11 protein-coding genes are annotated in these 13,951 nt (G+C 69.3%); 8 read left to right on the top strand and 3 right to left on the bottom strand.

Annotation, left to right across the window (positions count from 1 at the left end; all coding sequences use genetic code 11):
• The first annotated feature begins 153 nt into the window (after positions 1-153).
• Positions 154-750, top strand: a complete 597-nt coding sequence (locus VFW04_08155) for a sigma-70 family RNA polymerase sigma factor (protein HEX5179285.1) — start codon at positions 154-156, stop codon at positions 748-750.
• A complete protein-coding gene (locus VFW04_08150) occupies positions 747-1,352 on the top strand; it encodes a hypothetical protein (GenBank protein ID HEX5179284.1) in 606 nt (201 codons plus the stop codon). The genes VFW04_08155 and VFW04_08150 overlap by 4 nt, the downstream gene beginning before the upstream one ends.
• Positions 1,353-1,430: 78 nt before the next feature.
• On the opposite strand, the gene VFW04_08145 is transcribed toward VFW04_08150, so the two are convergent.
• On the bottom strand, positions 1,431-4,271 hold the full coding sequence (locus VFW04_08145; protein HEX5179283.1) for a CHAT domain-containing protein: 2,841 nt from the start codon (positions 4,269-4,271) through the stop codon (positions 1,431-1,433).
• 114 nt (positions 4,272-4,385) lie between these two features.
• On the opposite strand from VFW04_08145, the gene VFW04_08140 reads away from it, so the two are divergent.
• Entirely contained in the window at positions 4,386-4,868 is a 483-nt protein-coding gene (locus VFW04_08140; protein ID HEX5179282.1) for an HIT family protein, read from the top strand.
• A gap of 29 nt (positions 4,869-4,897) precedes the next feature.
• Here the strand turns inward: VFW04_08140 and VFW04_08135 are convergent, their stop codons facing one another.
• Positions 4,898-7,021 carry a methyl-accepting chemotaxis protein gene (locus tag VFW04_08135; GenBank protein ID HEX5179281.1) on the bottom strand — a complete coding sequence of 708 codons (2,124 nt, stop codon included), beginning with the start codon at positions 7,019-7,021 and terminating at the stop codon, positions 4,898-4,900.
• Between the two features lie 149 nt (positions 7,022-7,170).
• Between VFW04_08135 and VFW04_08130 the strand changes: the two genes are divergently transcribed.
• Positions 7,171-7,734, top strand: a complete 564-nt coding sequence (locus VFW04_08130; GenBank protein ID HEX5179280.1) for an HNH endonuclease — start codon at positions 7,171-7,173, stop codon at positions 7,732-7,734.
• A 34-nt stretch (positions 7,735-7,768) separates the two neighbouring features.
• Here VFW04_08130 and VFW04_08125 read toward each other — a convergent pair whose 3' ends face one another.
• The gene (locus VFW04_08125; GenBank protein HEX5179279.1) at positions 7,769-8,146 is read right to left on the bottom strand and encodes a response regulator; all 378 of its coding nucleotides are present in this window, start codon (positions 8,144-8,146) and stop codon (positions 7,769-7,771) included.
• 302 nt (positions 8,147-8,448) lie between these two features.
• Between VFW04_08125 and VFW04_08120 the strand changes: the two genes are divergently transcribed.
• From VFW04_08120 to VFW04_08105, 4 genes are read left to right on the top strand one after another with little or no spacing between them, the layout of a single operon-like run.
• On the top strand, positions 8,449-10,455 hold the full coding sequence (locus VFW04_08120; protein ID HEX5179278.1) for a chemotaxis protein CheA: 2,007 nt from the start codon (positions 8,449-8,451) through the stop codon (positions 10,453-10,455).
• Positions 10,452-10,928 carry a chemotaxis protein CheW gene (locus tag VFW04_08115; GenBank protein HEX5179277.1) on the top strand — a complete coding sequence of 159 codons (477 nt, stop codon included), beginning with the start codon at positions 10,452-10,454 and terminating at the stop codon, positions 10,926-10,928. The genes VFW04_08120 and VFW04_08115 overlap by 4 nt, the downstream gene beginning before the upstream one ends.
• Positions 10,929-10,953: 25 nt before the next feature.
• Positions 10,954-13,098, top strand: coding sequence for a methyl-accepting chemotaxis protein (locus tag VFW04_08110; GenBank protein HEX5179276.1), 2,145 nt, complete (start codon positions 10,954-10,956; stop codon positions 13,096-13,098).
• Entirely contained in the window at positions 13,073-13,951 is an 879-nt protein-coding gene (locus tag VFW04_08105) for a protein-glutamate O-methyltransferase CheR (GenBank protein ID HEX5179275.1), read from the top strand. Before VFW04_08110 ends, VFW04_08105 begins: the two co-directional genes overlap by 26 nt.

The raw sequence follows: 13,951 nt of genomic DNA, 5'->3' as shown, positions 1-13,951 counted from the left end.
ACGGGCCGCGTCCGAGCCGCCCGTGAGGGCCGCGCCGGCGGCGTGCCGTGCAGCCGGCCTCTTTGCGGGACGCACGAGCCGGGGGAGCGGCACGTTCGCGAGGCGCCGGGTCGGTCTTTTGCGACGAGACGACGGGCTCGCTAGCTTCGCGCCATGGGTGTTCCTCACGTGACCGATCAGATCTCGCCGGCCATCGAGGCGGTATTGATGCGATTCGCCGCAATGGTGCGCCGGATCGGCATCCGTCACGGGTTGTCGGAGAGCGACGTCGACGAAGTGTTTCAGGAAGTGCGCATCCGGTTGTGGCGCGCGAGGGCGGAGGGCTCGAATCGCGGGGCCGACGGTGTATCGTTGGGCCCGGTAGGTGGTGAGCAGATTTCCTCGGTCGGTTCGTCTTACTTGTACCGGACGGCGGTGTCGGCGGCGCTCGACGTGCTGCGGCGCCATCGCCGGCCGCGGGAGGATGCGTTGGAGGACGTTGGGCAGGACCCTGCCGCGCCCTCGCGTCGCGAGCCTGAACGGTCGCTGGAGTCGTCGGAGTTGGCGCAGCAGGTGGCGCGTGCGATCGACACGATCACGCCGTCGCGCCGGCCGGTGGTTCGCATGTATCTGGCCGGCTACACCCGTGAAGAGATCGCCGGGCTATTGGGCTGGTCGGAGGCCAAGACGCGCAATCTGCTGTATCGCGGGCTCGCCGATCTTCGCGAGCGCCTAACGCAGCAAGGGATCGGACCGGAGGCGGAAAGATGACAGACGCACGGCTGCAGGAGCTGTATCGGGAGGCGTTGGCGGCGCGCGACGCGTCGCCCGGCACATCGTGCCCGCAGCCGGAGGCGCTGCAGGCGCTCGTCAACCGGGACGGCACCGAGCAGGAGCGCTTGGCGACGCTCGATCATGCGTTCGCGTGCGCGTCGTGCAGTCAGGAGCTCGAGCTGCTCCGGGCGCTGCGCGCAGCGGCGCCGACGGTGCGCCCTTCCCGTCTGGCGACTCCCTGGGTCATTGCTGCATCCGCGATCATCGCGGTGGCGGCGGCGGCCATCGCGCTCCGGTCGACATCGACGGGCAGGACCGAGATGCGCGGGCCGGCCGCACGCGGAGTCGTGCTGGCTCCGACGATCGCGCACGCTTCGGTGCTCCGCTGGCACGCCGTGCCGCGCGCGGTGTCCTACCTGGTCGAAGTGATGGACGGGCAGGGTGCGGTGCTCGCCGCCGGAACCACGGCCGACACGTCGTTCGCCCTCCCGACGCGTTTGCGGGGGTCGCCGGTGCCGAACGAGCAGTGGTGGGTGCGCGCGCGATTGTCGGACGGCAGCGAAGTGCGCTCGGCGATCGTGCCCGTGGGGCCGCGGTAGCGGCCTAACGCAACGCCGGGGCCGCCACGTCGTTAGGCTGCCGGCGGCGCTCGCCCGCGCGCTGGTCGGTGTTCGACGCTAGCGCCACCACGGCCAGCCGAAGAGGCCGCGCGCCTGACGGAGCGGCACGCGCACGGTCGGGTTGCCGACGAGCCGGAACGCGGCCCATTCGCGCGGCGGCGCGCCATTCTTCATCGCGTCGAGCGCCGCCTCCCGCAGCGCATCCGCTACGGTTCGGCCGTCCGCGAGCGCGGAATAGAACGCGACGATCATCGGCACCGTGCGTTCGTCGTCCACCGGCCATTCGGTGGCCAGCACCGAGCGCGCGCCGGCCTGGAGCAGCGGCGCCGTGAGTCCGCGCACACCCTCGCCGCCTAACACAGCGCCGCCGGCCGTGTGACATGCCGACAGCACCACGAGGTCGGCGTTCAGCTGCAGCGCCGCGAGGTCGCCGTCGCTCACGAAGCCATCGCTGCCGCTGCCGGGCGCGAGCGCCAAGCCGGCGTGCGAGATGCCGTTGTCGTCGGTCACCGCGTGCGTCGCGAAGTGGATCACGCGATACGACGCGAGAGGCGTCCGCTCGAGAAACGCCGCGCTCGCATCGCCGCGCAGACGAATCACCGCGTCCGAGGCAAAGCGCGCCACCGCGCGCACCTCGCGCGCCGTCCCTGGCAGACGCGGCAGCGATGCATCGTGCGCCGTCGCCGCGCGCAGGGCGATCGGGCCCGCGCCACCATCGTCCTCGCCGGCGAACTGCGGATCGCCGAACGCGAGAAGCCGCGCCGGCCCGGACGGGGCCGGCCGCTGCCACAACATCACGGACACGGCGGCCGACGGCACCGTAGCGATAGCGTAGCGCTCGATCGCCCAGCGGCCATCATCGAGGACGAGAGCCTGCATCGGCACCGACCACAGCGCCTCGTCGGGCACGACGACCAGATTGGTTACTCCGGACGGCAGATCGCGAAGCGCAGGCTCGAGCATCGCTTTGCCTAACTGCCTCGCCAGCTCGCGCACGTGTCCGCCGCTCTCGATCAGCGCCTCGAATCGCGCGGCGGCGTCGCGCACCGAATCGAGCGGCGTCAGCACGTGTACGCGCACGCGATGCCGCGTGAGCACGAACACGGTGGTCGGCTGACCCGCGCGACCGGCAACGTATTCGAGCACGGCCGTCCGGTCGTCGGGAAGCGCGCGCTGCACGTCGGCCGCCGTGACCGGCGCCGTCGCCCCGGGGACGTCGGCGTTGTCGCCGGCGGCAAGCCGCAAGCCGGCGGCGCGCGACAAGCGGTCGCGCAGCTCGCGGGCGCGGCGGCGTTCGGCGAGCGCGAACGCCTGCTCCACGCGGCCCGCCTGCGCGATGCCCGCGATGAGCATCGCGATCGCCGGCGGCCGCCCGCCGAACGCATCGCGTACCTGAAACGCCAGCTGCTTGAGCTGTTGATCGCCGAGCGTATTGCGCCACGCGTCGAGCTGCGCGCTGGCTTCGCCTAACCGTTGCTCGGCGGCGATCGTGTCGCCCCGGCGCAGGAAGGCTTCGGCGGTCAGCGCTTGCGACAGGTAGCGCCTAACGTGCTGCGAGCTGTCGAGCGTCGCCAGGTCGGCGCGAAACCGGCGCGCCGCTTCGCTCCACTTGCCCTGGCGCAGCGCGAGCACGCCGTAGAAAAAGTCTTGTCCCGAGGCCCAGCCGGTGGCGCCTCCTCGCTGGAACGCGACGCGCTGCGCGTCGAGCTCGCGCCGCGCCACCGGCCAGTCGCGCTCGCGCACCGCGAGGTCGGCCAGCGCCAGATGCGCGCCCGCGATGCCTAACGCATTGCGGTCCCGTCGGGCCAGGCCCAACGCCACCGTGTACTGGCGGCGCGCCGCCGCCGTGTCGCCGATGTCCAACGCGACCTGCCCGCGCAGCCCGATCGCCGTTGCCAGTCCCCATTGGTCTTTCGTCGCGCGGAACGACGACTCGGCGCGGGCCGCGCGATCCTCGGCCGACGGCAGGTCGTTCATCGAGAGCGAGATCTGACTCAGGTTCACCAACGACCACGCCAGCGATGAGAGATTGCCCGAGGCCTCCGCCTCGCGCACCGCGTGCTGCAAGAGCTGCTGGGCGCGACCGTAGTTGGCGATTGAGACTTCCATGAACCCGTGCCACTGCAGCATCGACGACAGCCCCGAGCGCTCGTGCGCATTCTCGAGCATCGCCTCGGCGCGCGTGAGCAGAACGGCCACGGTGTGCATGTCGCCTTGCCGCACGTAGTCCTGTGCCAGAATCCACGTGCATCGCGCCTCGAGACGTGTATCCCCCGCGCGCCGCGCGAGCGCGATGCCCTGGGTGGCCAGCGCCGCCGCGGTGCGCTCGCCCGTGCGCGCCGCCAGCGCCGCGCGCTCGCAGCGCCACGCGGCGTCGAGCGCGGGGTCGCGCGGTACGTTGCGGCCGAGGCTGTCGAGCATCGCTGCCTCGACTTCGCCGCCTAACGTTCGACCGCGCGCCATCGCGACGCCGAGCGTTGCATCGAATTCGGCCGGCCGATCGCGCGCCGCGCGCGCGATCGCCGCCGCGTCCACGAACATGGATTCGGCCTGGGTCAGCAGCCCCCGGCTGAACAATCCTTTGCCGCGCTCGAGCGCACCGTACGCCGCGAAGCTGTCGGGCGGAGTGCCGGCGCTCACCAGCCGGCCGAAATACTGCGTCGCCCTGGGAAAGTCGTAGACCCGCTCGGCGAGGAGTTCGAGTGCGAGCAGCGACCCGCGGTCGTTCGGGTCCTGGCTCAGCCGGACCAACCACATCTCGCGCGCTTCGGCCGCACTGTCATGCTCCACCGCCCGTGTCACCGATGCAACGATCTGTGTCGGCGACCCCGCGTTCACGGGGGAGGGGGCCGACTGAAAGAGAGCGGCAACGGCCAGTGCGGCGCGGATGAGAATCATCTGGCTACTAATACAGATCGGCTGGCTTGCGCAGCAAGAGTAGCGCTGCATCGTCGGGCTGCGTCGATGGCACCAGCCGTGCGTAACAACGCAGTCTCAACGGAGGGAGGCTCCATGAATCGCCCCGGCACCAACCACTGCATCTTCTGCGACATCATCCAAGGCGCCGCAGAAGTCTCGATGTGCTATGAAGATCGTGATGCCCTCGCATTCATGGACATTCAGCCGGTGAACCACGGACACGTGCTCGTGGTCCCGCGCCAGCACTACGAGTCGCTGCTCGATCTTCCGTCAGACCTCGGCATGCACTTGTTCTCGGTCGCCATGGAGCTCGGACCGGTGGTCAGACGGGTGAGCGGAACCGAGGGAATGAATCTGGTGGTCTCGAGTGGCGAGTCGGCGGGCCAGGACGTGTACCACTTCCACATCCATCTGATACCGAGACGCGTCGGCGATGGATTCGACGTCCCCTTGCCATTCCCGGGCTCATCCATGCCGGACCGCACGCAGCTCGACGCGACGGCGGCCCGCATCATTGCGAGCTTGCGCGATCCGATGAAGAAGGGACGCGGGGTGCCGCAGCTCAGCGCTATCTGAGCGCCGCACGCCTGCTCGACAGGAGAGGCTTAGTCCGCCTTTCTCACAGCCGCCACCGCGCCCGCCAGTTCGTGCGCGGTGATGCTCAGTTGCGTCGCGGCATCGTTGAGCGCTTCGATTGCGCTTTCCTGCTGGGTGCTGGCGCCGGCGACGACGTCGGTCTCCATCGCCGCGTGCGATGCGTCCTGCTGAGCGCCTGCGAGCGCCAAGGCCATGATGTCGGAACGCTGCGCGTTTTCGCGCGCCGCATCGACGATGCGATACCCGGCTGATGCCACCGTCTCCGACGCCGCCACGATGCGGTCGAGCTCATCGACCCAACCGCTGCTCGCTTGGGCGACGCCCAAGACTTCTTCTCTCGTGCGCTGCATGAGCGTCACAGCCCGATCGAGTGCCGCGCGAATCTCACGCACCGCGCGGTCCATTGCTTCCGCTTCCGCGGCGCTGCGGTCGGCGAGCGCACGGATCTCCTGCGCGACCACCGCGAATCCACGTCCGTGCGTCCCGGCACGCGCCGCTTCGACGGCGGCGTTCAAGGCCAGCAACCCGGTTTGGTCGGCGAGCGACGTGATCGTCTGACCGAACTTCTGCACGGCGCTCGAGACGTCTTGAAGCCGCGACACTTCCTGCGCGCCTTCCTGTACGATCGCGGCCGCGGCGGTGAGCTGCGCGGAGGCCTGCTCCGTGGCGCCGCGCACCATGCGCGAATCCTTCAGCATCTGCTCGCCCTTTATCTGCGTGCCGCGTCCCTCGGACACCGTGCTCTCGGCCACTTCCTGCGCCGCACGCGCTTCGTCCGCGCCCTTGGACAGCGTGTCGGACAGCGCGCGCACCGTCGAGGCGAGCATGCGCGCGGTATTGGCGCTTTCCTGGGAGGATGCGTGCAGCTGCTGCGTGGTGGCGGTGATCGCCTCCACGTGCTGCGTCATGTGCTCGGACGCATCGAGCACCGGCTGGATGAGCGAGTCGAGCGACAACGACAGCGCGAGCTGCGGCGCGACGCCGTCGAGCAGCTGCGCGTCGTAGTCGCGATACATGTCGGTGCGCGAATGCCTAACGATCCACAGGCCCACGAGCCGGTCGCCGTACTTGAGCGGCACCGCGATCTCGGAGCCCGCGTGCCGCGTGACCTCGTTGAGATCGGCGCCGGCATCGCGGCGCGTCACTGCGCGGCCGCGCTGGAGGGCGAGCGCGGGCATGCCCTGGTCGGCCGGGAATCGCAGGCCGGGCAGATGCGTGTTCCCGCTGTCCGTGAGCACCACGAATTGGCGCGCCGCCTCGTCGAACCGCGCGATGCCCATCTCCTCCCAGGGCACGAGCGTGCGCGTCAGCGCCTCGATGTCGCTCATCGCGCGGTGCAGCTCCGGCCTCGCGCTCATGACGCGCGAGAGTTGCTGCACCATCTGCAGACTTTCGCCTAACGCACCCTTCTTGACCAGCCAATGGGTGAGCGCGGCCACGCCGATCAGAATGCCGCCTTCCACGAAATACCACCGCGAGTCGGCCCGGCTGTACGCGAGCCGCATGGCCGTCAGAGCCAGCAGCGTCGCGAGCACCGAGACCGTGCTCTCCCAGCGCGCCGTCAGCCGGGCGTCCACCCACGCGATGGCCGGCGACAATCGCAATTGCAGGTAGAACGTCGCGTTCAGAATGCCGATGAACAGGCAGATGAGCAGCGCCAGCCGCCACGAGTTGGACGAGACGAACATGCTCGCGCCCAACTGGCCGTTGGCCACCCAGTAGTACGCCATCCCGCTCAGGCTGCACGCCGTGCAGAAATGCGCCGCGTTGCCCACCGCATTGCGCAGCGGCAGCCGTCGCACGGCGACGTCGCCGATCAGAATGCCGATCCCCGCGGCCAGCGCGCCCGCCGCCCATCCGAGCGCGACCACGGCCGCGATGCCGGCGCCGACCGCAAAACTGGCGAATCCCTTTCCGGGAAGCGGAATCCCGAACGCTCGAGTCGCAATCGCGACCACGAGCAGCAGCGCCGCCCCGAGCCACGGAAACGGACGCGCATACTGGTGAAACGCGAAGCCCACCGGAATGGCGAACGCGGCAAATACGACAACCGACCGGCGGACAGTCTCGTCTGTCAGCCAGGCAGGGCGGTTCGGCAGCAGAATGGCGGGTTCGGCGGTGGTCGACGTCATCGCTCGCCCAACGGCGACCGCGTCGAGCGACGCGGAGGTGGGGGTAGGTCGTTACGGAGCGGACAACCGCGTCGGTCTTGCGCGGATGGCACTTGGAGTGCAATGCTGTGACGCACGGCTCACTTGTAGCGTCACGCTTTCCGAGGATCATGAGCACTCACGGTCCGCGACGAAGGACATCAACGGATCGATCACGCGTCGAGCGCGATGCACGATCGAATGAACGTGCCTCCGCGGCTCGTTTTTCCAGCGACGCCCAGCTCGGGAGATCCCCGATGCTGGGCGTCGCTGCTTTTCGGCGAGGTGCAATGTCACGGCATGCTCTTCACCGCATCGTCCCTCCACTCCCGCGCTGCACACGCGGGCTTCACCGTAAACCTCTGCATCCCCGTCGCTGTGAGGAAAAACGCGCGCTCAAGCGCGCGATGATGCGCGACTGTTGCCGCCGCTGCGTGTACTGCGGCGCTCCGTTGGATCTTGCGATCGCCACCATCGACCACGTCTATCCCCTCGCACACGGCGGCGCGCACGTTCCCGGCAACCTCGTCGTGGCGTGCGCACCCTGCAATCGAATGAAGGGCGACATGCTGCCCCATGAGTTTTTCATTCGCTATCCCGTGGCCGGTCTCAATTTTCTGACGTACGCGCGCGTGGTTCACCGCGCGCTCAAACGCGGCGCGCGCCGGGCGATCAGCCTGGCCTACGCGGCGTAGCGACGCAGCCGCCGGCGGCGAGCCTCGCCGCCGGTCAGGCCCAGATTTTGTCGAGGAGCGCGTGCAGCTCGCGCGGCGCGAACGGCTTTTGTAGGTAGGCCACGACGCCCATCGTGTCGCCGATCTTGTCGCGCATCGCGTACGCTCGCGTGCTCGAGAACATCACCGGGATGTCGAGCGACGGATAGTCGCGACGCAAACGCTCGAGGAATGCCGGGCCGTCCATCACGGGCATGTTCACGTCGAGCACGATGAGATCGATCGCGGGTCGCTGCTCCACCTGCGCGATGGCCTCTTCGCCGTTCGAGGCGTAAAGCACCTCGAGCGAATCGCCCGGATAAGAGGCGAGGGCCGCCGTGTACGCCTTCTGAAACAGAGCCGAGTCCTCGACCACAAGCACCGTTTTCGACATCACGGCTCCAGAATAGAGGACGGTTCGCGCACCTCAGCGACGAACCTGCGCCAAACCTCGCAACGCCGGGATCGTTGCGTCCTTAGGTCGCGCGCGTCGATGACATGCATCAGAGGCGCCGCCCGCGCCGGCCGCGCCGCCTCTCGTGCCTCGCCACCACACTCGCGTTCCCGCTCCGCGTGTCATCATCATCACGTCGCGTTCCTCGCGCCCTTCTCACGCGCTTCGACGAACTGAGCGCCGCTCTCGGGCGGCTCGGTGTTTCGGATCTCGAAACCCGTGGCGCACTCCGTGGCGACGTGATGCGACTCATCGAGCAGGTGCCCGTCCGCGAATCGCGCGCCTGCGTGTCGCTCCGATTGGTTGCCGAGGCCTTGCGACCGGACCGCGATCGCGGCGAGCGGCAGGCGGCACTCCACCGGGCGGCGCAGGTGCTGCTCGATGCGGTGCGCACCTACCTCGCCTCACCCAAAGCGCCGGACCGGCTGTCGATGGTGGAAGGTCCCGAGCGCTCGATCATCGCCATCATGCGCAACCTGACAGAAGCGTCGCCTGCGCTCAAGCCCCGCACGTCGGATCTCATCGGGATGTCGGACCGCAAACCGCACGCGTTGCTCGCCCGTGCCGACGGCCTCCTTCCGCTATCCGTGCCCGACGACACCGACAGCGCGCTGCTCGGCGATTTCTGCGACGAGGCGCGTGAATACATCGAGAGCGCGGAAGCCGCGATGCTCGTGCTGGAGCGCGAGCCCGACGACATCGAGGCCGCGCAAACGGTGATGCGCGCGTTCCACTCGATCAAGGGCACGGCCGGCTTCCTCAAGCTCGATGGACTCGTCGCCCTCGCGCACCACGGCGAGTCGCTGTTAGGCGAGCGTCGCCAGCGCGACGGGTTTGCGGGGCGCATCGCGGCTCTGTCGCTGCGCGCGCTCGATGCGCTTCGCGACACCGTCCAATCGCTCGATGCGTCGCGCGACGGCCTTCCACTCGCGTATCCCCCCGATTTCGTCGACGTGCTGCGCGAGCTCGAGAACGCGGACGCCGTGCCGGCCGTGCCGGGCGCAATACCGGCGGCACCGCGCGGCGCGACGGCGGCGGTCGCGCGCGACAGCGGCGCCACGCACACGGCGCGGGTGCGACTCGACCGGCTGGATGCGTTGGTCGATCTCGTCGGCGAGTTGGTCGTGGCGCACTGGATGATCGCCCAGGACCCGGCCGCGGGACACGACCATCCCGAGCTGTCGCGAAAAGTCGCGCACGCGGGCAAGCTCGTGCGCGACCTGCACGACATGAGCATGGGCCTGCGCATGGTGCCGCTCCGGGGAACCTGCAACAAGCTGGTGCGCATCGCGCGCGATCTCGCTCAACGCGCGGGCAAAGAGGTCGAGTGCCGGGTCGAGGGGGAGATGACCGAGCTTGACCGCAACATGGTGGAGCTCGTGGCCGATCCACTCATGCACATGGTCCGCAACGCGATCGACCACGGGATCGAATCGCCGGCCGAGCGTCAGGCCCTCGGCAAGCCGGCCACCGGATGCCTAACGCTGCGCGCCACACAGATGAGTGGGCACGTGGTGATCGCCCTGAGCGACGACGGTCGCGGATTGCAGCGCGGACGGATACTCGAACGCGCGCAGGTGCGCGGTCTCGTCCGACCGGGCGAGCAGCCCAGCGAGGAAGACGTGCTCGATCTCATCTTCGCGCCCGGCCTGTCGACGGCCGATCGCCTCACGGACGTATCGGGGCGCGGGGTGGGGATGGACGTCGTGCGCCGCAACATCCAGGCGCTCCACGGCCGGGTGGATGTCCAGTCCGAGCCGGGCCGTGGAACGACGTTCACGATCCGCGTCCCGCTGACGCTGGCCATTACCGACGGGATGCTCGTCCGCGTGGGCGCCGAACGATACATCGTGCCCACGACGAACGTCATCGTGAGCTTCCGCCCCGACCGCAGCGCGCTGTTCAGCGTGGGCGGCCGCGGCGAGATGGTGCGCCTGCGGCAGGACGTGCTTCCGTTAGTCCGCTTGCACGCGCTGTTGGGCGTCGACGGGGCGTGCGAAGATCCGACGGCGGCGCTGCTCATGGTCGTCGGCGCCGGCGAGCGCCGTTCGGCGCTGCTCGTCGACGCGATTCTCGGCCAGCAGCAAGTCGTCGCCAAAGCCGTCAACGCGGGGATCGGCGACATCCCCGGCATCGCCGGCGCCGCGATCCTTGGCGACGGCCGCGTCGGCCTCATCCTCGACGTGCCGCAGGTGCTCGAGCTCGCGCGGCGCGCCCAACCGTTCACCGGCACGCAGGCGGTCGCATGAGCGCGGCGGCAGGGAAATACGTTACGTTCTTTCTCGGCGCCGAGGAGTACGGCATGGAAATCCTCGCCGTGCACGAGATCATCGGTGTGCTTCCGATGACGCGCGTGCCGCGCACCCCGCCGTTCGTCCGCGGCGTGATCAACCTCCGCGGCCGCGTCATCTCGATCATCGATCTGCGCCGGAAGTTCGACTTGCCGCCGTGCGAGCCCGGACCGACGAGCTGCATCATCGTGGTGGCCGCGCACGCGGCGCACGTGGGCCTGCTCGTCGATCGCGTCTCCGAAGTGGCCGACATCGGCGCCGCCGACATTGCCCCGCCGCCTCCGTTAGGCGCCGGCGCGCGCACGGAGTACCTGGTCGGCGTCGCCAAGTCCGGCGCCCGCGTCCGACTGCTCCTCGACATCTCGCGCGTCATCGACGCCGGCGACCTCGCGGCCGCCGGTGCGCCGAGCGGCGCGCCGACCGCTGCCTAACCAAAGCCTCCTCGAGCCGGGATCGATGGCCATGACCATGAATTGGTTCTACAACCTGCGCATGCGCTGGAAACTGACGGTCGCCTTCGCGGCGGTGTTCGCGATGGTGCTCGCTCAGGGCATCTACGTGCACCGCGCCATCACCACGGGCGCGGCGGATCGGGCCGCCACGCAGCACGTCATCGACGTGATCGACGGCGCACAGGATGCGCTGTCCGGACTCCTGACCATGGATGCCGGCTTCCGCGGCGCGATGCTCGGCGAAGGCGATGGGGCCGCGCGCGACGCCGACCAGGGGTGGTCGACGTTTCGCCGCCAGGTCGACTCGCTCGAGCGCCTGTCCACCGACGACCCCGCGCAGCACGCACGGTGGCAACAGCTCGATGCGTCAGGCACGTCGCTCCACGACGACATCATCGCGCCGGCGCTTCACGCCCGGCGTGCAGCCACGGGAACCGTTTCTGCCGGAGCGGTCGGCGAACAGCAGCAGCTCGACGACATGCGGCGGCTCATCCTCGCCGGCATCGCACAGGAGCAGAGCGTCCAGGCCGCCGTCCGCGCGGCAGGCGCCGAGCGAGATGCCAACGTGCGGCGCGCGCTCGAATGGGGCTCCATCGTCACGATGGTCGTGACGCTGATCGCGGCGTTCGTTCTCGAGCGCGGCATCAATTGGCCGGTGTCCGAGCTGTCGACCAAGATGGACCTGATCGCACAGGGACAGGTCGACGTCGACGTCTGGGTTACGTCGCACGACGAGATGGGCGATCTGGCGCAGGGACTCCGGCGCATCATCGATGCCCAACGGGAATTTGCCGCGGTCGCGCGCCACCTCGGCGAAGGCGACATCGGCGTGGCCGTCACGCCGCGCGGGCCCAACGACGTGCTCAGCCACTCGTTCCAGGAAATGGTCGAGGCGCTCGCCGGCCTAACGCGAGAGGTGCGCGCGCTCATCGACGCCGCCAAGCAGGGCGAGCTCGCCACGCGCGGCAACGCGACCCGCTTTCGCGGAACCTTCCACGACCTCGTCGCCGGCTTCAACGAGACGCTGGACGCCGTCATCGCGCCCGTGCACGAAGCGGCCGAAGTGCTCGACCGCGTGGCCGCACGCGACCTGCGCGCCCGCGTGCGCGGCGAATACCGTGGCGAACACGCGCGCATCAAGCAAGCGCTGAACAAAGCGCTCGGCCAACTCGACGAAGCGCTCGCCGAAGTCGCCATGGCCGCCGAGCAGGTCGCGGCCGGCGCCGGCCAGGTGAGCGCGGGCAGCCAGCTCCTCGCGCAGGGCGCGGCAGAACAGGCGAGCTCCCTCGAGGAAGTGTCGAGCAGCCTGCAGGAGATGGGCGCGATGACGCGCCAGAACGCGCTCAGCGCCCGCGATGCGCGGCAGCTCAGCGAAGCGGCGCGCGAAAGCGCCACGCGCGGCGCGCATAGCATGAAGCGGCTCGCCGATGCCACCGATCGCATCACCGGCGCAGCGGCCGCCACCGCGCGCATCGTGAAAACGATCGACGAAATCGCCTTCCAAACCAACCTTCTCGCCCTCAACGCCGCGGTCGAAGCGGCGCGCGCCGGCGATGCGGGCCGCGGCTTCGCGGTGGTCGCCGAAGAAGTACGCAACCTTGCCATGCGCAGCGCCGAAGCCGCGAAGAACACGGCATCGTTGATCGAGGAGTCCGTGAAGAACGCCGAGAGCGGAGCGGTGATCAATCGCGAAGTCATGGCGAGCTTCGGCGACATCACCGAGCACGTCAACAAGGTCGGCGCGGCGATGGCGGAGATCGCGGCCGGCTCCGAGCAGCAGAGCCAGGGCATCGAACAGATCGCGGCCGGCGTCGAGCAGATGAACGGCGTGACGCAGCAAACCGCCGCCAACGCCGAGGAATCTGCGAGCGCGGCCGAGGAGTTGTCGGGACAGGCAGAAAAAATGGAGACGCTGGTCGGGCACTTCCAGCTGGCGACCGCGCCCGCGACGCCGCGCCGCGAAACCACCGCGCGCGCGAACCGCCGCACGCCGCATCGAGGCGTGCCCGCCGGCCCGTCGCCGATTCGTCCGATCGCGCCGCGCGGCACGGTGGGCCGCCACGCGTTCGGCACGCCGCCGTCGCCTGCGCCTAACGCAACGCCGCACCCGTTCGACCTGGGCGATGATGACGTTCTCGAGGAGTTCTGACGCGCCGGCCGCCGACCGTCAGGCGGCCGTGTGGTCGCTCATTCCTCCGCTCCGGCCGCACGAGTTCCACCGGCTCCGCCAACTCTTGTACGAGACTTGTGGAATTCGGCTGCGCGCGGGCAAGGAAGAGCTCGTGCGCTCGAGACTCGGGCGCCGTGTCGTCGATATCGGCGCGCCGACGTTCTCGGCGTATCTCGACCGCGTCGAAAACGGTGCGATGCGCCGGGAATTCGCGGAGCTGGGCGAGCTCGTCGACGCACTGACCACCAACCAGACGGCATTCTTCCGCGAACCGGCGCACTTCGACTTTTTCACCGCCACCGTGCTCCCTGCGATGGCGCGCGGCAGCGCGCCGCTTCGCGTCTGGAGCGCCGGATGCGCGTCTGGCGAAGAACCGTTCACCATCGCGGTGCTCATGCGCGAACATCTGCCGCCGGAACGGTTCGCTTCGGCCCGCATCCTCGCCACTGACGTGTCGTCGCGCGCCCTCGCCCGTGCGCGCGCGGCCACGTACGGCGCCCGTGCGGTGGCCGCAATCCCGGCGACGTTGCGCCGGCGCATGGTCGATGTCACGTCCAGCGGCGATCGCTTCGTCGTGCGGGATGAGCTGCGCGCCATCGTTCGCTTCGCGCGGTTGAATCTCGTTCGCGACTGGCCCCTGCGCGGACCGTTCGACGCGATCTTCTGCCGCAACGTCATGATTTATTTCGATGCCCGGGTCCGACAGCGGCTGGTCGAGCGGTTCTGGCAGATGCTGGCGCCGGGCGGGCACCTGTTCGTCGGGCATTCCGAGAGTCTGGGCACCGTGACACACGGCCTGCGCTACGTGCAGCCGGCCGTGTACGTGCGTTAG

It is taken from the genome of Gemmatimonadaceae bacterium (assembly GCA_036273715.1).
Lineage (GTDB): Bacteria > Gemmatimonadota > Gemmatimonadetes > Gemmatimonadales > Gemmatimonadaceae > JADGGM01.
This window is presented reverse-complemented; position numbering and strand designations above follow the sequence as displayed.

Excerpts from the sequence above, each read along its gene's own strand:
- VFW04_08135 (HEX5179281.1), bottom strand. The coding sequence starts at position 7,021 with ATGACGTCGACCACCGCCGAACCCGCCATTCTGCTGCCGAACCGCCCT.
- VFW04_08140 (HEX5179282.1), top strand. The coding sequence starts at position 4,386 with ATGAATCGCCCCGGCACCAACCACTGCATCTTCTGCGACATCATCCAA.
- VFW04_08145 (HEX5179283.1), bottom strand. The coding sequence starts at position 4,271 with ATGATTCTCATCCGCGCCGCACTGGCCGTTGCCGCTCTCTTTCAGTCG.
- VFW04_08125 (HEX5179279.1), bottom strand. The coding sequence starts at position 8,146 with ATGTCGAAAACGGTGCTTGTGGTCGAGGACTCGGCTCTGTTTCAGAAG.
- VFW04_08155 (HEX5179285.1), top strand. The coding sequence starts at position 154 with ATGGGTGTTCCTCACGTGACCGATCAGATCTCGCCGGCCATCGAGGCG.
- VFW04_08115 (HEX5179277.1), top strand. The coding sequence starts at position 10,452 with ATGAGCGCGGCGGCAGGGAAATACGTTACGTTCTTTCTCGGCGCCGAG.
- VFW04_08150 (HEX5179284.1), top strand. The coding sequence starts at position 747 with ATGACAGACGCACGGCTGCAGGAGCTGTATCGGGAGGCGTTGGCGGCG.
- VFW04_08120 (HEX5179278.1), top strand. The coding sequence starts at position 8,449 with ATGCGACTCATCGAGCAGGTGCCCGTCCGCGAATCGCGCGCCTGCGTG.
- VFW04_08130 (HEX5179280.1), top strand. The coding sequence starts at position 7,171 with ATGAGCACTCACGGTCCGCGACGAAGGACATCAACGGATCGATCACGC.
- VFW04_08110 (HEX5179276.1), top strand. The coding sequence starts at position 10,954 with ATGGCCATGACCATGAATTGGTTCTACAACCTGCGCATGCGCTGGAAA.
- VFW04_08105 (HEX5179275.1), top strand. The coding sequence starts at position 13,073 with ATGATGACGTTCTCGAGGAGTTCTGACGCGCCGGCCGCCGACCGTCAG.